Origin of the sequence: Vibrio viridaestus (assembly GCF_003856525.1) — a bacterium.
In the GTDB taxonomy this organism is placed as follows: domain Bacteria; phylum Pseudomonadota; class Gammaproteobacteria; order Enterobacterales; family Vibrionaceae; genus Vibrio; species Vibrio viridaestus.
Genome location: NZ_RJVQ01000011.1, coordinates 15,770 through 40,240, shown reverse-complemented (window position 1 = coordinate 40,240; position 24,471 = coordinate 15,770). Strand labels below are relative to the sequence as shown.

Genomic DNA, 24,471 nt, shown 5'->3' with positions numbered 1-24,471 from the left:
GTGATATCGACTGATAAAGTAGGATGGGGGGCTGCAATCTTGGTTGTAGCCTTTGTTGCGCTTGCTATCTCGACTCTTCTCTCTCATTTCTCCTGGGTATCTTTGACCGAACTTTGGACTGATGCTTATTTACGGCATGTCACTTATTTTAGTTTTTACCAAGCGTTCATTTCAACGTTGTTGAGTGTTGTACCTGCGGTACCCATTGCTGTTACTTTGTATCGAAGACGTTTTCCCGGAAGAGCTATTTTGATTCGACTATGCTCTGTCACCCTAGTGATGCCTGTTCTAATTGGTGTTTTTGGCATTATGGCTATCTATGGGAATAATGGAATTCTTAAGCAGTGGCTTTCTGGTGTCGGTATCGTTGACGCATTTTCCTTATATGGGTTGAGCGGCATTTTGCTCGCGCATGTGTTTTTTAACTTGCCGTATGCAAGTCGGTTAATTTTACAGATTCTTGAAACCATACCGATGGAACAAAATCAGCTGGCATCTCATCTCGGATTCAGTCGCTGGCAGCGTTTTCGTTGGATTGAGTGGCCGCGAATTAAGCAATCTTTACTGCCTGTGTCTGGGTTGGTTTTTATGCTCTGTTTTACCAGTTTTGCTACTGTTATGACACTGGGAGGAGGGCCAAAGTCAACAACGATAGAGCTGGCCATCTATCAGGCGATTAAGTTCGATTTTGACTTAACAACCGGGGCTATCCTAGCCATTGCACAGATGCTATTTTGCTCTGGCTTCTACTTTTTATTCCAAAGAAATACAAAAAGTTTATCTGTTGATATGGAAACGCCAGCTCGTGTTGCGCCAATTCTCAGAACTAGCGCATTGGCCAATGTGCTCGATACCTTGAACGTTCTTATTCTTGCATGGGTGGTTTTACCGCCGATTGCTGCTGTCATTTTCTCCGGTTTGAATGCCAACGTTCTTAAGGTGTTTAGTGAAGTGCAGTTTTGGTCGGCACTTAAACTTTCTTTGTTTATCGCTTTGTGTTCAGGAATGTTTGCAACCGTCATCGGTTACCTTATTGTATTAACCAGTCGACAGTTAAAGTTTACCGGTCATTTTAAGCAAGCAACGGGTGTAGAGTTACTTGGGAGCCTCGTCTTGATTACCCCAAGTCTCGTCATCAGTACGGGGCTATTTCTATTACTGCGTCGTTTTAGTGATATTTATAGTTTCTCTATGTTTATCGTTATTCTCGTAAATGGATTAATGGCGTTGCCTTTTGTTATCAAGGTATTAAGTCAGCCAATGTATCTGATTGAAAAGCAATATTATTTCTTATGTCATAGCTTGGGAATAAAAGGTTGGAACCGCTTCGCACTCATTGACTTTAAAGCGATAAAGACACCAATAGTGTATGCATTTTCACTCAGTTTTCTCCTATCGATGGGCGATCTTACAGCCATATCGATGTTCGGATCTCAGGATTTCCAGACGTTACCGATGTATTTATTCCGTTTATTGGGGAGTTATCAGATGGAGTCTGCGTCAGTCGTGGCGCTTTGTATGATGGTACTCAGTGTGTTGTTCTTTGTGTTCTTTGAACGAATTTCTCAATTCTCAAGTAAGGGATAAAGCCATGTTGGAAATTAACAATATCCGTTATCAGTATGATCATGATTGGTTTCATTTTTCATTGAATGTTGAGCGCGGCGATATTATCTCATTAATAGGGCCAAGTGGTGCTGGGAAATCAACATTATTAAGTTTACTGGCTGGCTTTATCTCTCCAGACTCTGGCTGTATTTGTGTCGATGGGAAGCAAATTGATTTGCTGCCAAGTTATGAGCGGCCTTTTGCCATGTTATTTCAGGAATACAATCTGTTTCCTCATTTATCGGTAAGGCAAAATATTGGCTTGGGTGTTGACCCCGGACTAAGCTTATCATCAAAGCAATGGGACTTGGTCGATGAAGCTGCCAATCAGGTTGGTATTGGTGAATTAATAGAGAAAAAACCTGAACAGTTATCTGGCGGACAGAAACAAAGAGCGGCTCTTGCCCGCTGTTTTGTGCAAAATCGACCATTCTGGCTGTTGGATGAGCCATTCTCCGCGTTAGATCCTATTGTCCGTCAAGATATGTTGGAGTTAGTTAAGACACTAGCTAAACAGCAACAAGTAACCGTTATCATGGTAACTCATCATCTAAACGATGCGAGGAAGATAGCTAATCGCTTTGCATTTATTGCTGACTACTCAGTGGTCGAGACTGGAGATATCGAATTGCTGCAAAATGCGCATTCCAATCCGCTGTTAAGTGCTTTTATTCGCGCAGGGGAATAAAAAAGCCACGTTTGTTGAACGTGGCTTTAAGTCACTACCTTAGATTAGAGTTCTTCACCCGCTAAATCTTTCAATATCTGAAAAATCTCTCGTGCTGCTTTAGGCGGTTTTGAGCCCTGCTTCTCTTTTGCTGCTTGACGAGATAGTTGGCGTAAACGTTGTCTATCTGCTTCTGGGTAAAGCTCAAGAGCATCCTCTACCGCAGTGTCACCTTCTTCAACAATACGGTCGCGCAGCGCTTCCAATTTATGCAGAGCTGCGGTTGCCTGAGAATGTTTGTTGCGTAATTTGTCCAGTGCCGCCTGAATTGGTTCTGGGTCGATATTACGCATCAGTTTCCCAATATATTGTAACTGTCGGCGTCTTGCCTCTTTATTAAAGCGTTGAGCATCCTTGATTGCTGTATACAGATCGTCAGGAAGAGGGAACTTTTCCAGTACGGCTGGTTTTAGTGCCACTAATTCTTCACCTAGTTTCTGTAGTGCAGTCATATCATTCTTCATTTCGGTTTTGCTTACCCAAATGATCTCTTCTTCCTCTTCCCAAGGAGCTTTTTGGTTTTTTCGAGCCATAGTCTCATCTATTTAGTTACCTATTACGCTTATTTTAGCAAGAATGATGGGGAGAAAGCGAAATTCTTGTTATTCTATCTTCATCATTCATTTTCAGATTTAGTATGTTATGGATATAAAAGAGCAAGTCGCGCAACATCGTCAAGAATTAGAATTGGCTGTTGCTAGTGCATTAAAACTCGCGTCCGGTAAATCCGATGCCGCTGAAGTCGCTATTACTAAGAGTACAGGGATCAGTGTTTCAACTCGTCTTTGTGAAGTTGAAAATGTTGAATTCAATAATGATGGTGCTCTTGGCATCACCGTTTATCGAGGCAACAAGAAAGGCAGTGCATCAACGTCTGACCTGAGTCAAAAGGCGATTGAGCAAACAGTTCTTGCTGCGCTAGATATTGCCAAATATACCTCAGAAGATCCATATGCGGGACCAGCAGGTAAAGAATTTTTAGTTAAAGATATTCCAGATCTCGATCTATTCCATCCTGATGAGTTGGATCCAGACAGAGCGGCTGAAATTGCCATCGCGACTGAGAAAAGAGCGTTAGAGTACAGTGACAGGATTAAACAGAGTGATGGTGCGAGTTATGACAGCCATTACGGTATCAAAGTGTATGGTAATAGCCATGGTCTGATCGCCAGTTATCCTTCAAGTCGTCATAGCATCAGTTGTAGCGTTATTGGTGAAGATTCAAAAGGCGGTATGGAACGTGATTACAGTTATACCGTTGCAAGAAGAACCAGTGACTTATGGACGCCTGAGAAGGTTGGAGAACTGGCGGCTAAAAGAACAGTAGAAAGACTTGACCCACAAAAGTTAAAAACCGGTAATTATCCGATTATGTTCTCTCCAGATGTTGCAACTGGATTGATGGGACATTTGGTTATGGCGATAAGCGGCGGAAATCTCTACCGTAAATCGACTTTCTTATTGGATCACTTGGGTAAAAAGATTTTGCCTGACTGGTTTGCTATTGATGAGCGCCCTCATCTTATGCGTGGTCTGGCATCAAGTCCTTTTGATAGTGAAGGGGTTGAGACTGTTGATACGGACATCATTGTTGATGGTGTGCTGAGCACTTATCTGTTGACTAGCTATGCAGCTAGGAAGTTGAACATGTCTCCTACGGGACATGCTGGTGGTATTCACAACTGGTTTGTGAAATCAACCGGACAAAACTTTGAGGCAATGTTGCAGGAGTTAGGTACCGGGTTATTGGTGACTGAAGTTATGGGGCAGGGCGTGAATATCGTTACGGGTGATTACTCTCGTGGTGCATCTGGCTTTTGGGTTGAAAACGGTAAGATTCAATTCCCCGTATCTGAAATTACGATTGCTAGTAATCTCAAGACCATGTTTGAAAATATTGTCGCGGTTGGTAGTGATGTTGAAGAGCGTTCACAGATTCAGACTGGCTCTATCCTTATAGAATCGATGAAAGTTGCGGGCGAATAACGATTGCGTTCACTTAGCAAAAGGGCTTGTTGAACAAGCCCTTTTTATATTTAGTGAATAAGCAAAGTTGCTAAGCCTAAAAAAGCCGATAGGCCTATGACATCGGTTACCGTCGTTAAAGCCATACCACCGGCCAAAGCAGGATCGATCTTGAGCTTTTTGAGCATGACCGGGATCATTACTCCGGCAAAACCTGCGACAATAAGGTTAGTCAGCATGGCGGCAGAAATAATGAAGCCTAGTTGGAAACTGCCTTTCCAAACCACAACAATACTGCCAATAATGGCTGCCCATAGAATACCGTTTAACAAACCGATAGCGGCTTCCTTATAGAGTAGCTCACGTTTGTTACTATCACCGATATGGCCCAGAGCCAACCCGCGTATAACTAGAGCGACAGTCTGGTTACCCGCAACACCGCCCATTGATGGAACTATGGTCATGAGTACCGCAACAGAAGCCATCTGGGCCAGAGTATCTTCAAACATATTAGATACTGAGGCAGCGGCTAGAGCCGCAAGTACATTCGCTCCCAACCAGATACTTCTTTTACGTGCAGATTTAAAGACTGGCGCGAAGGTATCTTCGTCATCGTCCATACCGGCCATGCTCATCATTGAGTGCTCGGCATCTTCTCGAATGACGTCAACTACGTCATCGATGGTAATACGACCGACCAATTGTTCATGTTCATCCACAACAGGAGCAGACACCCAGTTACGACGCTCAAACAGGCTAGCTATGTCAGATACTTTGGTCTCAACGGTGATGGCCTCATCTGCTCCGTCCATAATATCGCTGACTTTGGTCTCTGGTTGAGTCGTCAACAGAGAAGTCAGAGAAAGGTGACCAATGAGCTTATTTTCTCCATCAATAACATAGAGAGCGTCGGTGGCTTGTGGTAGCTCTCCACGCATGCGCAAATAACGAAGAACCACGTCGACACTTACATCGCCACGGATGGTGACTACGTCGGTGCTCATCAAGCCACCGGCGGTATCTTCCGGATACGACAGTGCCATCTCAATGCGCAGACGATCCGCTGCGTCCATTTGAGACAGGACTTCTCTCGATAAGTCGTCCGGTAAACTACGAAGTACGTATGCTACATCGTCAGTATCCATGCCTTCGGTCGCTTCAGCTAAGCGTTCCGGAGCCATTTTAGATACTAACGAGTCTTTAACGTCTTCGTTTAATTCGTCAAGAATTTCACCGTAATCTTCGGGATCTGTCAGTTGCCAGAGAACATCACGACTTTTGCGTGGTGATGCTTCCAGAAGATGAGCAATATCTTCTGGCTCCATATCTTGGAGCTGACGACGGACATGGACAAACTGTCCATTTTCTAAAGCTTCAGTGACTTCTTGGAGGGTTCGATGGGCTTGGTCAAATTCGATTTGATCGGCCATAACATCCTCCTTAAAGTGAGTAATTATTATCTTGTGCTAAATAGTATCTTAATTCTAAGCCTTATTTAATAAGAACTTTTTACAGGAGGGTATTTATTTTTCTAAATTTGCGTAAGAATTATTCGGCTTCGTCGAATTTATCTTCAATTAGATGGCAAACGGCATCTAATGCTTGCTCTGCGTCTGGACCTTCAGCTGAAATAGTAACGTATTGACCTTGTGCTGATTCAAGCATCAGCAGGCCCATAACACCATCCGCGGTGGATTCTTTGTCTTCCTGGTTCTTAATGGTGATAACCGACTCGAAAGATTGAGCCAATTCGACGAGCTTCATAGCGGCTCTGGCGTGTAAACCCAGTCTGTTTTCGATAAGTACCGTTCTGCTTTGTGCGGTCATATACTACCTTACTGATTCTTTTCCAACGACGTATGACGAATCTGTACGTTGTTCCCTAACTGAGAAAAATATTCACCGATTTGTTGTGTTAGATACACGGAGCGATGTTTTCCGCCAGTGCATCCTATAGCAATAGTAAGGTAACTTCTGTTATTTGTTTCAAGCAATGGCAACCAATATTGAACAAATTGCTGAATTTGCTTTTTCATTTCCATTACGTCGGTATGTCCTTCTAAAAAGGATTTCACTGGCGCATCAAGGCCAGAAAATGGACGTAAATTGGGATGCCAGTGAGGATTGGGTAAAAAGCGCACATCGAAAACAAAGTCAGCATCGGTTGGAATACCGTGCTTGTAGCCAAAAGATTGGAAAATCATAATTAGCTGTTTACGCTCTCGGCCATCGATATACGTTCTTACTGTCTCACTCAGTTCATGAATCGATTTTGACGTGCTATCTATGATGAGGTCTGAATGCTCTTTTAAGGATTCAAGCATAGATTTTTCAAGCTTTATCGCCTGAGACAAAGAGAGTGAGCTGTCATTAAGAGACAGAGGATGAATTCGCCTGGTTTCGCTGTAGCGTTTTAATAGAGTGCTCTCATTGGCGTCAAGAAACAGTACATTGACGTCATTAGATTGTTTGAGCGGTTCTAATTTTTCACCGATTAATGAGGGATCTTTAGGCAGATTACGGATATCAATGCTAACAGCAACATTTTGCTTGCTGTCTTGAACCGCTTGAATGAAGGGATCCAATAAATCGACAGGGAGATTATCGACGCAGTAGTAACCTAAATCTTCTAGAACTCGTAGAGCGACACTTTTACCCGCTCCTGATTGACCACTTACGACGATAAGACGCATAAATCAGATTCCCACTCATTAAGCCGCTAAGACGGCTGATTGACCATTATGGAAAACAGCTCTTGGTCTGACTGAGCTTTTCGTAATTGTTTCAATACTTGCTTATCATTTAGGCGTTCTGCCATGCAAGCAAGTGTTTTCAGGTGTTCTTTACATTGAGCTTCTGGGACTAATAAGGCAAATAAAATGTCGACTGGTCGATTGTCGATAGCATCAAATTCGATGGGTTCTTCACATTGAATTAATACAGCGAGTGCTTTGTCACTCTCTGCCATACGTGCATGAGGTATGGCAATACCATTACCAATACCTGTACTGCCCATTTTCTCTCGTGCAAGCATACCAGCAAAAAGCTCTGTCGCTTCTTGACCACAATGCTCGGACGCGATTTCACAAATGATTTCCAGTGCTCTTTTTTTGCTTGAACACGGGACCGCACTCTTAGTGCAGTCCAATGATAGTACTTCGGTTAGTTGCATGATTAATGACTACTTAATTTTTCTTTGTGCTTATTTAGTTGACGAACGAGTTTATCAACTAAACCATCGATAGCCGCATACATATCTTCGTTTTCCGCTTTTGCATGTATCTCTCCCTGGCTAACATGCAGTGTTGCCTCTGCAATTTGCTGAAGTTTCTCTACTCGCAATATCACTTGGACATTACTGATCTGATCAAAAAAGCGTTCAAGTTTATCAAACTTCGAATGAACATAGTCTTGCATTGAATCGGTTAGATCAATGTGATGGCCATTAATATTGATTTGCATAGACTTTCCTTCTCTGTTAGGCCTTATAGTAGGCGTTTACGCTGACTCGAAGGGGCAATGCCCAGAGACTCACGGTATTTCGCTATTGTTCGTCGAGCTACCTGAATCCCTTGGTCAGCAAGTAACGCTGCAATTTTATTATCGCTCAATGGTTTAGCAGGGTTTTCTGCAGCAACCAGTTTTTTAATTAGAGCTCGAATTGCAGTCGATGAACATTCTCCACCACTGTCAGTACTGACGTGACTAGAGAAAAAGTACTTCAGTTCGAAAATTCCCCGAGGGGTATGCATAAATTTTTGTGTGGTTACTCGTGATATTGTTGATTCGTGCATATCCACGGCCAAAGCAACATCGTTGAGAACCATTGGCTTCATAGCTTCTTCGCCATACTCAAAGAAATCGTGTTGATGTTCAACAATACACTTGGCAACTTTGAGCAATGTCTCGTTTCGGCTTTCAAGACTCTTAATTAACCACTTTGCCTCTTGCAAATTCGTACGAATATAATTGCTATCAGCACTATTTCCTCTGCCTAGTTCAGCATATTGCTGATTGACTTTCAAACGAGGAACACTATCAGGATTAATGGATACTTTCCATTTCCCATGTTCTTTCAGTACCGAGACATCCGGAATAACATACTCGGCATGCTCAGTATTAATTTCATTACCAGGACGAGGATTGAGCTCCTGAATTAGTTGTAGAGCTTCTCTTAAATCGTCTTCTTTTAGTTTAGTTTCTTTTAGGATTAGCTTGTAATCCCGATTACCTAATTGATCGATGTAGTCACTTAAAAGAAGTTTGGCTTCAGTAAGGAATGGTGTTTCTTCCGGGTATTTCGCCAGTTGAAGTAGTAAACAATCCTGAAGATTAAGTGAAGCGACACCGAGTGGATCAAACTGTTGAATCCGTTTACGTACAGCCTCAATTTCTTCCACTTCAAGAGGTTCTTCTTCATCAATTTCCTGACTAAGACTTTCAAGTAGATCTTGCGGAGAAAGAGTCAGATAGCCATAGTCGTCAATAGCATCGATAATCGCGAGAGCAATCATGCGATCATTTTCTGAGAATGGAGTTAAATCAAGTTGCCACATTAAGTAGTCTTGCAACGATTGGGTTGTTTCACCTTGATAGACAGGTGTGTCATCGTCCATTGCAATACCCGTGCTGCCAGTATTCGCACTGTAGACATCATCCCAAGTGGTATCCATTTCTAATTCAGAACTGATCTCTGATTTCTCAATCATATCTGAACTGTCAGGAGCATCCGGTTCTGAAGATTCTGATGCATCAGCAGACGGCTCTTTTTCTTCTTTTTCAGCCGATGATGATTCTGCATTGGGCTCTTCATATCCTTCATCCACATCAAGTAGCGGGTTTGACTCCAAAGCTTCCTGAATCTCCTGTTGGAGATCGAGCGTAGACAATTGCAACAAACGAATCGCTTGCTGCAACTGGGGAGTCATTGCTAATTGTTGGCCTAACTTGAGTTGTAATGAAGGTTTCATTCAGTATGGATTACCTTATCGTTCTTGATTGTTATAAATTATCTTGCTTAATCATAGTCGGAATTGTTCACCGAGATAAACCTGTTTTACTTGCTCATTACTGAGCACATCTTGCGGAGTTCCTTCCGCTATCAAGCATCCCTGGCTAACAATATAGGCTTTTTCACAAACATCCAAGGTCTCTCTTACGTTGTGGTCGGTGATTAAAACACCTAGTCCACGATCCCTTAAATGCTCAATAATTTTCTTTATATCAATAACAGAAATAGGATCGACGCCAGCAAACGGTTCGTCCAGAAGAATAAACTTTGGGTTGGCCGCTAATGCCCGTGCAATTTCTACACGGCGACGTTCACCACCCGACAGCGACATACCAGTATTATGCCTTATATGTCCTATATGGAACTCATCAAGCAGATCTTCAAGCTTATCTTGCTTTTCTTCACGAGAAAGTTCTTCGCGAGTTTGCAAAACCGCCATAATATTGTCTTCAACAGAGAGCTTTCTAAATATCGATGCTTCCTGTGGCAAATAACCAATACCCATTTTAGAGCGACTGTGCATCGGAAGTATGCTGATGTCTTCACCATCAATACTAATGGTTCCTTCATCTCTGGCTACTAGGCCGACAATCATATAGAAAGACGTCGTTTTTCCTGCGCCATTCGGGCCTAGCAAGCCAACAATCTGGCCTGAGTTGACTGAGAGGCTGACATCAGAAACGACTTTTCTCTTTTTATAACTTTTTGCTAAATGTTCTGCTTTAAGTTGTGCCATATTGAAACTTATTGATTCGTTGCTTGTGGCTGAAGTACTGTCGACACTCGGCCTTTCGAATTATTACTGTCTGCTATCAATTTTTGCTCTGAAATACGATAACGGATTTGAGTACTTTTTATCACGCTGTCATCTTGGGACAACATGGCTTGACCAGTCATTGTAAGCTGATCCTGAGCCATTTGATAATTTAATTTCTCAGCTTCACCGTAAAGCGTCTTACCATCATCCGTTAACTGGGAGAAAGTAGCAAGATCACCAAATCCCTGGATTTCTTGAATTTTTCCATTTTTTACTTCCCGGACAACGATAAGTTTGTCCGCGTTTATATTGATGCTGCCCTGCTTAAGAGTCACGTTTCCAACAAACGTGACTTTGTTGCTTTTCATATCTAGCTGTTGGCTATCTGAATCAATATAGACCGGTTGCTGGCTGTCAGTTGAGAGAGCCCACGCGCATGGTGCAGCAAGCAAACAAGTCATTAAACTAAGGTGTGAGATTTTCATATCTACCCTGTACGTGGTTGTATAATAAAGCATTTTGGTCAGCAAAATTGCCTTTCAAGGCCTGACCAATAGTGTGAAATAGTGGACCAAGTAACGTTACTTTAGTTTCTGTCCAAAAGTCTCTGCTGACAAGGTCAATACTGAGCTTGGCCGTCTTCATCGAATCAAATGATGAGTCGGAAAGCAAATTGTTCGCAACCACATTATCATACAGGTTAAGGACTTTATTTTTGGTCAAGATACCTTTTTCAGCCGTAATCTTCCATTCCACGATCTTCCCATCTTGATACACTTTTAAGATAGGTTTCTCAAATATGGTATTACCGCTCTTGGCGTAATAGTCGAGATGTTGAGACGTTATTACGTAGCTTCTGACACCGTCAGTATCGTAGGTTGTATTCGATAGAACGTCACCGCTAAACGTTGGTAGTTCTAAATTCGGCGCGACCTGAATATCGGCCTTTCGCTCGTTTTCGAGTAAATAATAGCCACTCCAAGCAGCGACGAAAACCAATAGTATATAAATTACTCGGGAGAGGCTCATATACTCAAACCTTTATGATTCTCTAATTCTCCACGAGCCTGCAATAGCAAGTCGCATACTTCTCTCACCGCACCGTGCCCACCTTGAATCTGGGTGATGTAGTTTGCTCGTTGTCTCAATAGTGGGTGTCCGTCTGCGACGCAAACTTTTAGAGCTACTTTTTCCATCACAGGCCAATCGATCAGATCGTCCCCAATATAAGCAGTTTCATCAGCCGAAATATCAAGTTGACGACAAATATCGTCGTATGCAGCAACTTTGTTGTCTTGTCCTTGATAGATAAGGGAGATACCCAGCGACGTCATACGGGTCTCGACGATTTTAGATTGTCGGCCGGTGATTACAGCGACTTGAATTCCGGCATTCATAATTGATTTGATGCCATATCCATCACGAGTATGGAATGTTTTTAACTCTTCACCATTGTTACCTAAATAGATTAATCCATCTGAAAATACACCATCGACGTCACAGATGAGTAACTTAATATTTTTCGCAATATTCCAAACTTGCTTCGTTGTCTTCCCATAAAGTGTCGTGACCAAATCTGACATGCGTTACATCACTCCCGCTTTCAGCAAATCGTGCATATTAAGAGCACCCACTAACTTGTTTTCTGCATCAACAAGTACCAGACCGTTGATTCGCTTATCCTGCATTAGGTTTAATCCTTCGACCGCAAGAGTCTTAGGTGACGATGTGGTTGGATTATGAGTCATGACATTTTTTATTTGTGAGCTGTGAATATCGATTTTTTTATCTAATATTCGACGAAGATCGCCATCTGTGAACAAACCCAGTAAGTGGTTGTTCTCGTCAACGATAGTCGTCATTCCCAGACCTTTCTGACTAATTTCGAGTAGAGCATCTCTAATCAGTGCATTTGGCGAAACTCGTGGTAGTTCCTGTCCGGTATGCATTATATCTTCAAGTAACAACAAGAGTTTTCTTCCCAGAGCCCCTCCAGGATGTGACATGGCAAAATCTTCTTTGGTAAATCCTCTTGCTTGCAGCAGAGCGATCGCTAATGCATCACCAAGTACCAGTGTTGCTGTCGTACTGCTCGTCGGCGCTAGGCCAAGAGGGCAGGCTTCTTCTGGTACCGTCACTTGTAAGTGAATATCTGACAGCTGTGCCATAGAAGAGGCTGGATTGCCGGTCATGCTGATGACGCGGATAGCACGTCTTTTTAGAATCGGGAAAAGAGATAGGATCTCGCTGGATTCTCCTGAATAGGAGATAGCAATAACAATGTCTTGTTCTTCTATCATTCCGAGATCGCCATGAGAGGCTTCTCCCGGGTGGACAAAAAATGCTGAGCTTCCTGTACTAGCCAGGGTCGCTGCCATCTTTTTACCAATATGGCCTGATTTTCCCATTCCCATAACCACTACTTTACCAAGTGAGTTGCTAAGAATGAGTTCACAGGCACGGGAAAAATCGTCATTGATGAATTTTTCGAGTTCTACTAAACCAGCAATTTCAGTTTTTAGTACTTGTTTTGCTGCTGATTGATAGTCAAATACATCTGACATGACTTACTCCGAAATCTACGCTGCCATATTCATAAACAAGTAAGTTTGATAGGCAATAAAACACAAAAATAGGATCGCACCTTCAATACGATTAATACTGCGAGAACGTCCCAAGGCCATAACAACAAGCAGAAGAGAGACGGCTAGCATGACCCAGTAGTCACGTCCCATGGCGAAACTACTTAGTACAGAGGGGTGTAATATACCCGGTAGTCCCATGACTGCCAAAATATTAAATACATTCGAGCCAATGATATTGCCCACTGCCATATCATCTTCACCCTTCAAAACACCAGCTAAGGATGCAGCGAGCTCCGGTAAGCTGGTACCAATTGCAATGATAGTAAGACCTATCACTAAATCGCTCATGCCGAAAAACTTCGCTATTACAACCGCGTTTTCTACTAAAATATTAGCGGATACAGGTAATAGAATTAAGCCAACGACTAACCAAATGGCTGCTGATTTGTTACTCACACCATCAGGAATTTCAGATTCCTGCTCTTCAATAAGAGTATCGCCTTTATTCTTTTCTGAACGGCTGATCTTAATCATGGCTAAAATAAAAATGGCAAATAGGACGAAAAGCAATACGCCTTCATAAAAGCCAAGATTATTGTCCCACAACAGAACGCCTGTCAGTAGTGTGACTCCAATCATCAAAGGGAGTTCACGTCTTAGTATGGCCGAACTGATTGAAAGAGGTTTAACCAGAGCGGAGATCCCTAATATCAACGCAATGTTTGCGATGTTCGATCCCAAGACGTTGCCGACCGCAGTGTCTGTTTTTCCATTTAAGGCCGCAGTGGCTGACACCATCATTTCAGGAGCCGATGAGCCCATCGCTAATATTGTCATACCAATAATGAGGGGCGAAATTCCAACATTCTTTGCAATGGCGGCAGCACCGTAAACGAGTTTATCTGCACTCCATACGAGTAGAATAAGTCCAACAATAAGTAAGGCAACAGCTGTAAGCATTATATTTCCCAGTGAGCAGTGAAATGATTAACAGTTAATTCTGACGTTTAGACCAACAAAATGGAAGTCGAACTTCGCAAATTATCGATGGATTACCAATGTATAGATTGGTTTTTTGAGTCATTTTATCTATGTTATTTAAGGGCGGTTTGGGTTTTTTATGACAAAAATACCGATTTTGACTGACTCAAAAAAAGGTGAGTATATTATCATCAAACTCAATAAAAAATGCAGAATTTACATTCTGTTGTAAAATGGTCAATCGAACAGTGCTTTTAATTTTGCTTTAATGTGCTTAAGATTGAGTATTCTTTTTAATGATAACAAATGGATAAGTAGACATGTCCGATGACAGTTTGGTCTCCATTAACCAGCTTACATTTACTCGGGGAAAGCGGAAGATCTTTGATGATGTGTCTCTACATGTCCCCAAAGGTAAAGTAACGGCAATCATGGGGCCGTCGGGTATCGGTAAGACCACTCTGTTGCGTCTTATTGGTGGTCAATTGTTACCGGAACAGGGTGAAATTTGGTTCGACGGTGACAATATCCCAGCTTTGTCACGCAGCCGGTTATATCGAGCACGAAAAAAAATGAGCATGCTGTTTCAATCCGGTGCTCTTTTTACCGATCTGAACGTTTTTGATAACGTGGCATTCCCTATTCGTGAACACACAGAACTCAGCGAAGAGCTGATTCGTACAATTGTCCTCCTAAAGCTTGAAGCTGTAGGCTTGAGAGGCGCTGCGGATTTAATGCCGAGTGAATTGTCTGGTGGTATGGCACGCAGAGCCGCTCTGGCCAGAGCGATTGCACTGGATCCTGATTTGATTATGTATGATGAGCCATTCGTTGGGCAGGACCCGATGACAATGGGCGTGTTAGTTAAATTGATCAAATCACTAAACAAAGCACTGGATCTGACCTCAATTGTGGTTTCCCATGATGTACCAGAAGTGATGAGTATCGCTGATTGGGCGTATATTCTTGCCGACGGTAAAGTGATTGCTCATGGTACTCCGGAGGAGTTAATCAGCCATCCTGATGCCAGAGTACAGCAATTTTTATTAGGGCAGGCGGATGGTCCGGTGCCGTTTCGCTATCCGGCGCAACCGATGAATGAGGACCTATTCCATGCTGGATAATTTTACTCAGTTTGTGTCCTCTGTTGGTCAGAAAACGCTATCTCTTTGTGAAGCATTTGGTCGTGCGACTTTCATGTTGTTTGGTGCCATCGTTAGTCGTCCTCAGCCTGTCAAAAATTTCCCTCTTTTAGTTAAACAACTTTATAGTACAGGTGTTTTATCTTTGGCCATTATCGTTGTCTCTGGGTTATTTATCGGTATGGTTTTGAGTCTTCAGGGATACGTTATCTTGGTTGATTATGGTGCTGAAGGTAGTCTGGGGCAGATGGTTGCACTCTCTTTGTTGCGAGAACTGGGCCCAGTCGTAACCGCATTGCTTTTTGCGGGGCGAGCTGGTTCGGCATTAACTGCTGAAATAGGCTTAATGAAAGCAACAGAACAGCTATCCAGCTTGGAGATGATGGCCATCGATCCTCTTAAGAGAGTAATTGCTCCCCGTTTTTGGGCTGGAATTATATCGATGCCACTGCTTGCCATGATCTTTATGGCAGTCGGTATATGGGGCGGACAACTAGTTGGTGTCGACTGGAAGGGTATTGACCATGGTAGTTTCTGGTCTGCAATGCAATCCTCTGTTGAACTGGGGTACGACATAGGAAATAGTGCTATCAAGTGTGTCGTCTTTGCGATTACCGTGACTTGGATAGCATTGTTCAATGGTTATGATGCGATTCCAACTTCAGAGGGAATCAGCCGGGCAACGACTAAGACCGTTGTTCATTCATCTCTAGCTGTTCTAGGGCTAGATTTTATTCTGACAGCATTGATGTTTGGGAATTAATCATGCGACAAACACGTAAAGTTGAATTTTGGGTCGGTGGCTTTGTAATTGCTGGAATTTGCGCAATTCTGGTAATGATTTTTCAAGTCGCTGATGTTAAGGGGCTCGGTTCAGGCAATACTTATGCGCTGAACGCAGAGTTTGATAATATAGGTAGTTTAAAAGTTCGCTCGCCAGTTAAAGTGGGGGGCGTCGTTGTAGGAAGAGTTTCTGCAATAGACTTGGACAAAAAGACGTTAAGACCGATTGTCACCATGCAAATAGATGACCGTTACAATGAGTTTCCGGATACTTCGAGCTTGGAAATTCTTACGTCAGGCTTAATTGGTGAGCAGTACATCGGTCTGACCCCCGGATTTGTCTGGGGAGACGAGGGTGAAATGTTGAAAAATGGTGACCGAATCGAAGATACTAAGTCGGCACTCGTTTTAGAAAACTTGATTGGTCAGTTCCTCTACCGTGTGGGCGGCGATGATAGTAAAGATAAAGATACGGCGAAAGACGCTCAGGAGTAAATTATGTTTAAGCGCTATTGTATTGCGTTAGTTGTATTCATGTTTTCATTTGCGGCCGGAGCTCAGCAAATAGACATGACCAACCCTTATACGATGATGAAGCAGGTTTCTGAGCAAACATTTTCGCGACTGAAATCAGAGCAAAAGAAAATTCATCAGAATCCAAATTATCTAAAAAAGATCGTTAAAGATGAATTGATGCCTTATGTTAATGAGCAATACGCAGCATTAAAGCTTCTTGGTCCAAATTTGAAAGGGGCGAAGAAAGAAGATGTTGAAGCCTTTATTGATGCTTTTCGTGGTTACTTAATCACTAACTATGCTCAGGTTCTGACACAATATACAGATCAAAAAATTGAGTTTGGCCCAGAGCCGACGATTGAAGACAACACCCGTATTGCAGCAATCGATGTCAATATCGTTGATGCGCCAAACCCCAACATTCGTCTAGAATTTAAATTAAGACGTTCACGTTCTGGCGAATGGCAAGCATATGACATGATTGCTGAAGGGGTAAGCTTACTTTCGAGCAAACAGTCTGAATGGAGCGGAAAAATCCGTCAGGATGGTATTTTAGCCGTGGCAAAAGAACTGCAATCATTGGCTGATACTCCGATTAAATTTGAGAGTAAGAAGTAATGCACAGTCAGTGGAGCCAGATATCGTCAACTGATTATGAATTAACGGGTGCTTTGGATCGTGATGAAGTGCCACAACTCTGGGCTGCTTTGAAACAATGGCAGCCCAAAGAAAATACAATAACAATATCTCTAGCTGCTGTTGAGCGGGTGGATTCGGCCGGTATGGCTATGTTGATTCATCTAATTGAGAATGCAAAAAATCAAAACTGTCATATAATGTACAGCTTTGTGCCAGAACAATTGCTGACACTTTTTAAACTGAGTAACGTAGGTTCACTCGTCTCAGAACATTTAGACATCAAACAGGGGTAAATTTTGGATAGTGCACAAGTACAACAGATTTTAAATGAAGCACTGAATCTAGAGGAAATTCACGTTAAAGGTGAAGGAAGCCATTACGAAGTAATTGCTGTGGATGCCTGTTTTGACGGTATGAGTCGAGTAAAAAAACAGCAGCTGATCTATTCTCCTTTAATGGAATATATTCAGCGCAATGATATTCATGCTGTTTCTATCAAAGCGTACACCCCACAAGATTGGGCACGTGATAAAAAATTGATGTCACTATAATAGGTTGAGTCATGGATAAGTTTCGAGTTACTGGCTCAGATAAGCCTCTAAGTGGTGATGTGAATATTTCAGGCGCAAAAAACGCCGCGTTGCCAATTCTGTTTGCGTCGATCTTGGCTGAAGAGCCGGTTGAGGTTGCTAACGTTCCCCACCTTCGTGATATTGACACCACCATGGAACTGCTCAAGCGTTTAGGAGCGAAAGTACATCGTAATGGTTCTGTTCATGTGGATGCGAGTAGCATCAATGAATATTGTGCACCTTATGACTTGGTTAAAACGATGAGAGCGTCAATATGGGCTTTGGGACCGTTGGTCGCTCGTTTTGGTCGAGGCCAGGTTTCATTACCTGGAGGGTGTGCTATTGGAGCGAGACCCGTTGATTTGCATATTCATGGTCTAGAGCAACTTGGTGCCAAAATTACCCTTGAAGATGGTTATGTTAAAGCGGAAGTTGTCGAGCGCTTAAAAGGTGCTCATATTGTAATGGATAAAGTCAGCGTTGGAGCGACTATTACCGTTATGTGTGCAGCGACTTTGGCTGAAGGTGTTACCACTTTAGATAATGCAGCAAGAGAGCCTGAAATCGTTGATACAGCTGATTTCCTCAATGAAATTGGTGCAAAGATCTCTGGTGCCGGCACTGATACGATTCGTATCGAAGGGGTTAAAAAACTGGGTGGTGGTAAACACTCTGTTGTCCCTGATCGAATTGAAACGGGGACTTTTTTGGTGGCAGCGGCTGTCTCTAAAGGTAAAATCACTTGTCACAATACCCGTCCTAGTTTACTCGAAGCTGTTTTGTCTAAGTTAGAAGAAGCAGGAGCGCTAGTTGATACAGGGGATGACTGGATATCCTTGGATATGACAGGTCGTGAATTGAAAGCTGTTTCAATAAGAACGGCTCCGCATCCGGGCTTCCCAACGGATATGCAGGCTCAGTTTACTTTGCTTAATATGATGGCTAAAGGTAATGGTGTGATAACCGAAACGATTTTTGAAAATCGTTTTATGCATGTACCAGAACTAATGCGGATGGGAGCCAAAGCAGAAATTGAAGGTAATACGGTGATTTGTCATAACACAGACTACCTCAGTGGTGCGCAGGTGATGGCAACGGATCTGCGTGCTTCAGCAAGTCTTGTTATTGCTGGTTGTATTGCCCGTGGTATTACCGTTGTTGACCGTATTTATCATATCGATCGTGGATACGAACATATAGAAGATAAACTAAGAGGCCTTGGTGTTAACATTGAGAGATTTAACGAACCAAGTTAGTATTAGGTCTCTTTCTAAGCCGAAACCAGAGTTTCGGCTTTTTTATAAGTGGGATGCGTTTCTCGATTGAGTTCCCTGGAGTACAAAATGATTGCACTTTTACGTGTACTGATTATCGCGGTAGTTGCCGTATTCTTATTTATCTTTGGTTGTGGCTATTGTTTATTAAGCCCGAGAAATCCTAAACACGTTTATACTTTTGGCCGTATGTTCGCCAGATTGTCGCCTATTTTTGGTATCAAACTTGAGTTTAGACTAACTGAAAATGCGCTAAACCAAGGGCAAAATATCTATATTGCTAACCATCAGAGCAACTGGGATATGTTTACTCTAGCGGGAGCGGTAACGCCTAAAGTTGTGACCGTTGGCAAGAAGAGCTTAGCGTGGTTACCTTTATTCGGGCAACTTTATTGGTTAAGCGGCAATATACTGATTGATCGAGCGAACAAGTCAAAAGCCAAAGGTACTATCGACCAAGTTGTGAAAAGCATTAAAGAGTCGGATGTCTCTGTTTGGATGTTTCCTGAAGGGACTCGCTCTCGTGGCCGTGGTTTATTGCCATTTAAAACAGGCGCATTTCACGCGGCTGTTGGTGCTGGTGTTCCCGTTGTGCCGATTATCTGCAGTTCTACTGATCACTTAAAACTGAATCGTTGGAACAATGGTGTCATTATTGTTGAGATGCTAGAGCCAGTGAGTACTGAGGGATATAGTAAAGAAAATGTTCGTCAACTTGCTACTCATTGCCGCGAGCTTATGAAAGCAAAACTGGCAGAGTTGGATGCCGAAGTCAAAGAGCGCAATAAACGATAATTGTTTAATTTACACATTCTAGAAAAAAGGCCGCTTCTTCTGAAGCGGCCTTTTTAATTATTTGCGTACTGCGATTGCTTCTATTTCGATACCAACATCTTTTGGTAAACGAGCAACTTCAACACAAGAACGTGCAGGGTAGTTAGCCACTTTGTGCTCATCGAAGAATTTACCGTAGACTTCGTTTACAGTACCAAAATCATTCAGATCTTTAACAAAAACAGTCATCTTTACGATGTCGGATACGGTAAGGCCTGAAGACTCAACAACAGCCTTAACATTATCAAGTGATTGGCGAGCTTGCGCTGCGATATCTGCTGGCACTTCACCAGTGGCTGGATTTACAGGGATCTGACCTGATGTCATTACCATGTTACCTAAATCGATACCCTGAATATATGGGCCAATAGCCGCTGGTGCGGATTCCGTATGAAGTACTTTTGTCATTACTGTTTGTCCATTTTATTTTTGACGTTAAGAGGAATCAGTTTGCCCTGATTCCTCTTGTTGGTAAAGAGCCAAACACTCTGTTTGTTCTGGCATTTTGTCCTAGCAGCAGAATAATTTTCTATTAACGCTCTGTTACCACATCGCGGGAGAATACTTTTTCACAGTACTTACATTTAAGACGAATATCGCCGTTCTTTTGCGAAATAGCGAAGCTGGTTTCAACCGGCTCGTTATGAGTGATACAGTTACTATTTGGACAAGCAAATACGTTGTTTATGCGATTCGGTAGCTCTAAGGCTAGCTTTTTCACTACTTCGTAGTTTTCAATCTGATTAACGGTCGCATTCGGTGCATATAGCGCCAGTTTGCTTGCCTGATCTTCATTAATAAAGACATTTTCAATCTTGAGCAGATCTTTAAGGCCCAAAGCGGACGAGGGTAAATTAAGACCAATAGTTACTTTTTGAGAAGAATTGTGCATATCAAATAGGCGTAATACTTTGATGCCTATTTGTGATGGGATATGATCGATTACAGTGCCGTTTTTAATGGCCTCTACCTGCATTTTAGTTTCTTTAGCCATGGTAATTCCTCCTTAGATTGTTTCGTTTAAAACAAGAGCCAATAAGGCTTCTCGGGCGTAAACGCCATTACCTGCCTGTTCGAAATAATAGGCGTGCTGAGTTTTATCAACATCGGTTGTTATTTCATCTACACGAGGTAGCGGATGGAGGATTTTCATATTTGAACGAGCATTTTTAAGATGTGCCGCATTTAGGATATAGGCCGATTTGATGTGGACATACTCTGATTCATCAAAACGCTCGCGTTGCACTCGAGTCATATAGAGGATATCGATATCAGGAATGACACTCTCAATCTCATTGTGCAGGCTGTATTCGATTCCGGATTCGTCTAGCTCTTCCAGAATATAATCAGGCATCGCTAGGGCATCGGGCGCAATGAAGAAGAAGCGGTTATTTTTAAACTTCGCCAAAGCCTGAGTCAGGGAATGTACAGTTCGACCGTATTTAAGGTCACCAACGAAAGCGATATTAACGTTATCTAACTTGCCTTGAGTCTCGGAGATAGTAAACAGGTCTAGTAACGTTTGAGTTGGATGTTGGTTTGCACCGTCGCCTGCATTGATAACAGGGACGCCATTCGAGAATTCTGAAGCAAGTCGTGCAGCACCTTCTTGGGGATGACGCATGACAAAGGCATCGACATAGTTTGAAATAACCTGAACAGAGTCAGAGAGTGTCTCACCTTTTTTCGCTAAAGAAGTGTTACCACCATTATCGAAACCAATGACGCTACCACCAATTCTTTGAATGGCTGTTTCGAACGACAATCGGGTACGGGTAGATGGTTCAAAAAAGCAGCTTGCAACGACTTTGTTTTTTATTAAATCTGGCTTTTGTTCAGCTTTTAGCTCACCAGCTGTTTTGACAATAAGCTCCAGTTCCTCTCGGGATAGTTCTGGAATAGAAATGATATGCTTTTTATAAAGCGTGTTAGCCATGCTCATCTTCCCTACTTTATGACAGACATAAAAAAGCCCCCCTTAACGGGAGGCTTTGGATTCTAGTAAAAGGGAAATGAAGACTCGAGATAAGTAATATTGCTTACCTTGAAACCATTGAGCTGATGCTGCAATTGAGCCAGTCATTTCATCCCCCTTAGACAAATTGCTCGGAATTATACGCTTAAGATAATTCAGTGCAAGCGATTACATGATAAAAATCGCAGCTGATTTCATCTCGTGGCTATGACCCCAGAGTTGCTACCATGATAGCTTTGATTGTATGCATTCTATTTTCTGCTTCATCAAAAACAATAGAATAATCAGACTCAAAAACGTCTTCCGTTACTTCAAGCCCATTCATGCCGTATTTTGCAGCAACCTCTTTTCCAACTGTCGTTTCGTCGTTATGGAATGCGGGTAGGCAGTGCATGAATTTTACGTATGGGTTACCGGTTTTCTTAATCACATCCATGTTAATCTGATAGGGCTTCATTACAGCCACTCTTTCGTCCCAAGCTTCTGCTGGTTCACCCATAGAAACCCAAACGTCGGTGTAAAGAAAATCACAGCCTTTTACGCCATCAGCAACACTTTCGGTTAACGTAATTCTTGCACCAGTGCTATCTGCTATAGCCAGACAATCCTGCACCAATTGTTCTTCTGGCCAGTAGGCTTTAGGAGCAACCAGACGAATATCCATTCCCATTTTAGCGGCGCCAACCATTAAAGAGTTACCCATGTTGTTACGAGCATCACCTAGGTAAGCAAATTTAATTTGGTGAAGGTGCTTGCCGCGACTGTGCTCTTGCATGGTTAAAAAGTCGGCTAAGATCTGGGTTGGGTGGAACTCATCAGTCAGGCCGTTCCATACAGGAACGCCGGCATAAGCCCCAAGCTCTTCAACAATATCCTGACCATAACCACGGTACTGAATGCCATCGTACATACGACCAAGCACACGGGCAGTATCTTTCATTGATTCTTTATGGCCAATCTGTGAACCAGATGGTCCGATATACGTCACTTGAGCACCTTGATCGAAAGCGGCAACTTCAAAAGCACAACGAGTTCGAGTAGATGACTTCTCAAAAATTAACGCAACATTCTTACCTGCCAGACGCTTTTGCTCTGTGCCAGTATATTTTGCTTTTTTAAGATCTGCTGCGAGATCAAGTAAAAACTGGATTTCAGTGGTAGTGAAATCCAGTAATTTGAGAAAATTACGGTTACGTAAGTTGAAAGCCATATCTCAGTCCTAAACAAACATCTCAGATATGGCTAGTTAAACATATAATGATGGTGGATGTGAATAATTATTTTATAAAAATGATGATATATTCACATTGACTTATAAGTTTTCCTCCGCAAACTCGGCCAATCGACTGCGCACAACACCATTTAAGTGGATATTGGCACTGCCCTCAAAGTTTTTGAAACGTTCGACCATATACGTTAGGCCTGATGTTACTGGTGTTAAGTAATGAGAGTCGATCTGCGCAAGGTTACCTGAGCAAACAATTTTGGTTCCCTCACCACAACGTGTAATGATGGTTTTTATCTGTGAGGCGGTCAGGTTCTGACATTCATCCAAGAGAACAAACGCATCCTGAATTGATCGCCCACGCATAAAGTTAATCGACTTGAACTGAATGTTGGCCTTATCGCAAATATATCGCATCGATCCTTCAGCACAGTGATCATTTTTATGCAGTGCCTCAAGTGTGTCGGTTACTGCTGCAAGCCAAGGCATCATTTTCTCTTCCTCAGTACCAGGTAAGAAACCGATTGATTCTCCTATGTCGGGCGTATTACGTGTAACTATGATTTTATCGAACATCTTACGCTCTACGGTTTGTTCAAGTGCTGCTGCCATTGCAAGGAGTGTCTTACCACTACCTGCTGCACCAGTGAGAATGACCAAATCAATATCAGGATCCAGCAGTGCATCCATTGCCATTGCCTGATACATGTTTTTAGGCGTGATGTCCCAAGCTCTTCGGTGCATCATTCGTTCACGGCTCATATCTTTAAGCGTAATTGTTTCTGCATCGATAGCTGCGACTCTTGCTGCAAAGTCACTTTCTTCATCAATCACATATTGATTGATGTAGGTAGGTTCAAAAGGCTCTCGGTTGAGGGTGTGGTAGGTTTTTCCATTGAGGCTATGACTTTCGACTTCTGAGACTGTGCTCCAAAAATCACCAGGACGTTGCTGAAAGCCCTTGGTTAAATATTGAACATCATCGATGAGCTGGTCCGTTCGATAATCCTCAACATAGAGCACGCCTGCACCTTTTGCGCGCAAGCGCATGTTAATGTCTTTCGTCACTAACACAACAGAGCGGGGGGCTTTTTTCTTTTGTAGGAAGAGCACTGCATTTAAAATGCGGTTATCTCCAGCTTTATCGGCGAATGCCTTTACGGTCTCCTGTAACTCAAAATCGGCAAGAATGGATATCGTTCCTTTAGAACTTTCTTCTTTAGAAATTGGTATGCCCTCTGATATCTGTTCAGGTGTGGCATCGTGGAACATATCTTCAAGAGCACGAATAGCAACACGTGCATCGCGCGCTACATCTCGTTTACTGTCTTTGATTCGGTCGAGTTCTTCGAGGACCGTCATGGGAATGACGACGTCGTGTTCTTGGAAGGAGAATATTGCGTGAGGTTCATGCAATAGGATATTAGTGTCCAGTACAAACAGTTTCCGTTCGGTTTCGCCCATAAGCGTCTCCTTGCCTTCAATGGCTTGATAGGAATCATTGTTTGCATCAGAGGTCAAATGTAGAGTTCAGACCTGTAAGTTTGGTCGTGAAGCTCCTCTTCGACGTACTGCAAACCCGTATGATACTCGATAAACCTAGCATTCTTTATGCCAAAACGTCACATAAATACGCTCTGGTTCAATACAAGTATAGCAATTAGTTTCTATAGCAATGACACGAATTTTTTACGTTTTTATTTCTGATCCTATTTCTGGAAATATTGATTCAATTGCACGTGACCTGCATCACACCATCGAGTAATATTAGCGACCTTTTCTTATGACAGAATAAAATCTTAACTGGGTTCAATTCCGTTTCAAAAAGAGTAGTCTGTTGAACAGGCTTTCTAATTCAAAAATAGAGCAATGAGGTG

The 24,471-nt window shown here is 42.5% G+C and carries 29 protein-coding genes; 11 read left to right on the top strand and 18 right to left on the bottom strand.

Annotation, left to right across the window (positions count from 1 at the left end; all coding sequences use genetic code 11):
- Both thiP and thiQ read left to right on the top strand, forming a co-directional pair.
- A complete protein-coding gene (gene thiP / locus EES38_RS18335) occupies positions 1–1,587 on the top strand; it encodes a thiamine/thiamine pyrophosphate ABC transporter permease (protein ID WP_124938674.1) in 1,587 nt (528 codons plus the stop codon).
- 4 nt (positions 1,588–1,591) lie between these two features.
- On the top strand, positions 1,592–2,296 hold the full coding sequence (thiQ, locus tag EES38_RS18330; protein WP_124938673.1) for a thiamine ABC transporter ATP-binding protein: 705 nt from the start codon (positions 1,592–1,594) through the stop codon (positions 2,294–2,296).
- 44 nt (positions 2,297–2,340) lie between these two features.
- On the opposite strand, the gene yjgA is transcribed toward thiQ, so the two are convergent.
- Entirely contained in the window at positions 2,341–2,868 is a 528-nt protein-coding gene (gene yjgA, locus EES38_RS18325) for a ribosome biogenesis factor YjgA (protein ID WP_166434304.1), read from the bottom strand.
- A 109-nt stretch (positions 2,869–2,977) separates the two neighbouring features.
- Between yjgA and pmbA the strand changes: the two genes are divergently transcribed.
- Positions 2,978–4,321, top strand: coding sequence for a metalloprotease PmbA (pmbA, locus tag EES38_RS18320; protein ID WP_124938671.1), 1,344 nt, complete (start codon positions 2,978–2,980; stop codon positions 4,319–4,321).
- 50 nt (positions 4,322–4,371) lie between these two features.
- Here the strand turns inward: pmbA and mgtE are convergent, their stop codons facing one another.
- The 12 genes from mgtE to EES38_RS18260 form a co-directional block, all read right to left on the bottom strand.
- Complete coding sequence (gene mgtE, locus EES38_RS18315; RefSeq protein WP_124938670.1) at positions 4,372–5,730, bottom strand: magnesium transporter; 1,359 nt, start codon at positions 5,728–5,730, stop codon at positions 4,372–4,374.
- Positions 5,731–5,848: 118 nt separating this feature from the next.
- Positions 5,849–6,127 (bottom strand): HPr family phosphocarrier protein, encoded by a 279-nt coding sequence (locus tag EES38_RS18310; protein WP_124938669.1) that lies wholly within the window; start codon positions 6,125–6,127, stop codon positions 5,849–5,851.
- Positions 6,128–6,135: 8 nt separating this feature from the next.
- Positions 6,136–6,993: an RNase adapter RapZ gene (rapZ, locus tag EES38_RS18305; protein WP_124938668.1), complete on the bottom strand. Its 858-nt coding sequence runs from the start codon at positions 6,991–6,993 to the stop codon at positions 6,136–6,138.
- A gap of 26 nt (positions 6,994–7,019) precedes the next feature.
- Entirely contained in the window at positions 7,020–7,472 is a 453-nt protein-coding gene (ptsN, locus tag EES38_RS18300; protein ID WP_124938667.1) for a PTS IIA-like nitrogen regulatory protein PtsN, read from the bottom strand.
- Positions 7,473–7,474: 2 nt separating this feature from the next.
- Positions 7,475–7,762, bottom strand: coding sequence for a ribosome hibernation promoting factor (gene hpf, locus EES38_RS18295; RefSeq protein WP_124938666.1), 288 nt, complete (start codon positions 7,760–7,762; stop codon positions 7,475–7,477).
- A 23-nt stretch (positions 7,763–7,785) separates the two neighbouring features.
- Positions 7,786–9,270 (bottom strand): RNA polymerase factor sigma-54, encoded by a 1,485-nt coding sequence (locus tag EES38_RS18290; RefSeq protein WP_124938665.1) that lies wholly within the window; start codon positions 9,268–9,270, stop codon positions 7,786–7,788.
- Positions 9,271–9,321: 51 nt separating this feature from the next.
- Positions 9,322–10,047 carry an LPS export ABC transporter ATP-binding protein gene (gene lptB / locus EES38_RS18285; RefSeq protein WP_124938664.1) on the bottom strand — a complete coding sequence of 242 codons (726 nt, stop codon included), beginning with the start codon at positions 10,045–10,047 and terminating at the stop codon, positions 9,322–9,324.
- A gap of 8 nt (positions 10,048–10,055) precedes the next feature.
- Positions 10,056–10,553 (bottom strand): lipopolysaccharide transport periplasmic protein LptA, encoded by a 498-nt coding sequence (gene lptA / locus EES38_RS18280; protein ID WP_124938663.1) that lies wholly within the window; start codon positions 10,551–10,553, stop codon positions 10,056–10,058.
- Positions 10,534–11,097, bottom strand: coding sequence for an LPS export ABC transporter periplasmic protein LptC (gene lptC, locus EES38_RS18275; protein ID WP_124938662.1), 564 nt, complete (start codon positions 11,095–11,097; stop codon positions 10,534–10,536). The genes lptA and lptC overlap by 20 nt, the downstream gene beginning before the upstream one ends.
- The gene (kdsC, locus tag EES38_RS18270; protein WP_124938661.1) at positions 11,094–11,651 is read right to left on the bottom strand and encodes a 3-deoxy-manno-octulosonate-8-phosphatase KdsC; all 558 of its coding nucleotides are present in this window, start codon (positions 11,649–11,651) and stop codon (positions 11,094–11,096) included. Before kdsC ends, lptC begins: the two co-directional genes overlap by 4 nt.
- Positions 11,652–11,654: 3 nt before the next feature.
- Positions 11,655–12,632: a KpsF/GutQ family sugar-phosphate isomerase gene (locus tag EES38_RS18265; RefSeq protein WP_124938660.1), complete on the bottom strand. Its 978-nt coding sequence runs from the start codon at positions 12,630–12,632 to the stop codon at positions 11,655–11,657.
- Positions 12,633–12,647: 15 nt separating this feature from the next.
- Positions 12,648–13,613, bottom strand: coding sequence for a calcium/sodium antiporter (locus EES38_RS18260; RefSeq protein WP_124938659.1), 966 nt, complete (start codon positions 13,611–13,613; stop codon positions 12,648–12,650).
- Between the two features lie 341 nt (positions 13,614–13,954).
- Between EES38_RS18260 and mlaF the strand changes: the two genes are divergently transcribed.
- From mlaF to EES38_RS18220, 8 genes are all read left to right on the top strand, one after another.
- Positions 13,955–14,758: a phospholipid ABC transporter ATP-binding protein MlaF gene (gene mlaF / locus EES38_RS18255; protein ID WP_124938658.1), complete on the top strand. Its 804-nt coding sequence runs from the start codon at positions 13,955–13,957 to the stop codon at positions 14,756–14,758.
- The gene (gene mlaE, locus EES38_RS18250; protein WP_124938657.1) at positions 14,748–15,539 is read left to right on the top strand and encodes a lipid asymmetry maintenance ABC transporter permease subunit MlaE; all 792 of its coding nucleotides are present in this window, start codon (positions 14,748–14,750) and stop codon (positions 15,537–15,539) included. Before mlaF ends, mlaE begins: the two co-directional genes overlap by 11 nt.
- 2 nt (positions 15,540–15,541) lie before the next feature.
- On the top strand, positions 15,542–16,054 hold the full coding sequence (gene mlaD, locus EES38_RS18245; protein WP_124938656.1) for an outer membrane lipid asymmetry maintenance protein MlaD: 513 nt from the start codon (positions 15,542–15,544) through the stop codon (positions 16,052–16,054).
- A 3-nt stretch (positions 16,055–16,057) separates the two neighbouring features.
- Positions 16,058–16,693 carry a phospholipid-binding protein MlaC gene (mlaC, locus tag EES38_RS18240; RefSeq protein ID WP_124938655.1) on the top strand — a complete coding sequence of 212 codons (636 nt, stop codon included), beginning with the start codon at positions 16,058–16,060 and terminating at the stop codon, positions 16,691–16,693.
- Positions 16,693–17,007, top strand: coding sequence for an STAS domain-containing protein (locus EES38_RS18235; RefSeq protein ID WP_124938654.1), 315 nt, complete (start codon positions 16,693–16,695; stop codon positions 17,005–17,007). Before mlaC ends, EES38_RS18235 begins: the two co-directional genes overlap by 1 nt.
- A 3-nt stretch (positions 17,008–17,010) precedes the next feature.
- Positions 17,011–17,265, top strand: coding sequence for a BolA family iron metabolism protein IbaG (ibaG, locus tag EES38_RS18230; protein WP_124938653.1), 255 nt, complete (start codon positions 17,011–17,013; stop codon positions 17,263–17,265).
- An 11-nt stretch (positions 17,266–17,276) separates the two neighbouring features.
- The gene (gene murA / locus EES38_RS18225; RefSeq protein WP_124938652.1) at positions 17,277–18,542 is read left to right on the top strand and encodes a UDP-N-acetylglucosamine 1-carboxyvinyltransferase; all 1,266 of its coding nucleotides are present in this window, start codon (positions 17,277–17,279) and stop codon (positions 18,540–18,542) included.
- An 87-nt stretch (positions 18,543–18,629) separates the two neighbouring features.
- Positions 18,630–19,355, top strand: a complete 726-nt coding sequence (locus tag EES38_RS18220) for a 1-acylglycerol-3-phosphate O-acyltransferase (protein ID WP_124938651.1) — start codon at positions 18,630–18,632, stop codon at positions 19,353–19,355.
- A gap of 57 nt (positions 19,356–19,412) precedes the next feature.
- On the opposite strand, the gene EES38_RS18215 is transcribed toward EES38_RS18220, so the two are convergent.
- From EES38_RS18215 to EES38_RS18195, 5 genes are all read right to left on the bottom strand, one after another.
- Positions 19,413–19,802, bottom strand: coding sequence for a RidA family protein (locus EES38_RS18215; protein WP_124938650.1), 390 nt, complete (start codon positions 19,800–19,802; stop codon positions 19,413–19,415).
- A 124-nt stretch (positions 19,803–19,926) separates the two neighbouring features.
- Complete coding sequence (gene pyrI / locus EES38_RS18210; protein ID WP_124938649.1) at positions 19,927–20,388, bottom strand: aspartate carbamoyltransferase regulatory subunit; 462 nt, start codon at positions 20,386–20,388, stop codon at positions 19,927–19,929.
- A 12-nt stretch (positions 20,389–20,400) separates the two neighbouring features.
- The gene (pyrB, locus tag EES38_RS18205) at positions 20,401–21,330 is read right to left on the bottom strand and encodes an aspartate carbamoyltransferase (protein ID WP_124938648.1); all 930 of its coding nucleotides are present in this window, start codon (positions 21,328–21,330) and stop codon (positions 20,401–20,403) included.
- A 244-nt stretch (positions 21,331–21,574) separates the two neighbouring features.
- On the bottom strand, positions 21,575–22,579 hold the full coding sequence (locus EES38_RS18200; protein ID WP_124938647.1) for an ornithine carbamoyltransferase: 1,005 nt from the start codon (positions 22,577–22,579) through the stop codon (positions 21,575–21,577).
- A gap of 102 nt (positions 22,580–22,681) precedes the next feature.
- A complete protein-coding gene (locus tag EES38_RS18195) occupies positions 22,682–24,058 on the bottom strand; it encodes a PhoH family protein (protein WP_124938646.1) in 1,377 nt (458 codons plus the stop codon).
- Positions 24,059–24,471: the final 413 nt, after the last annotated feature.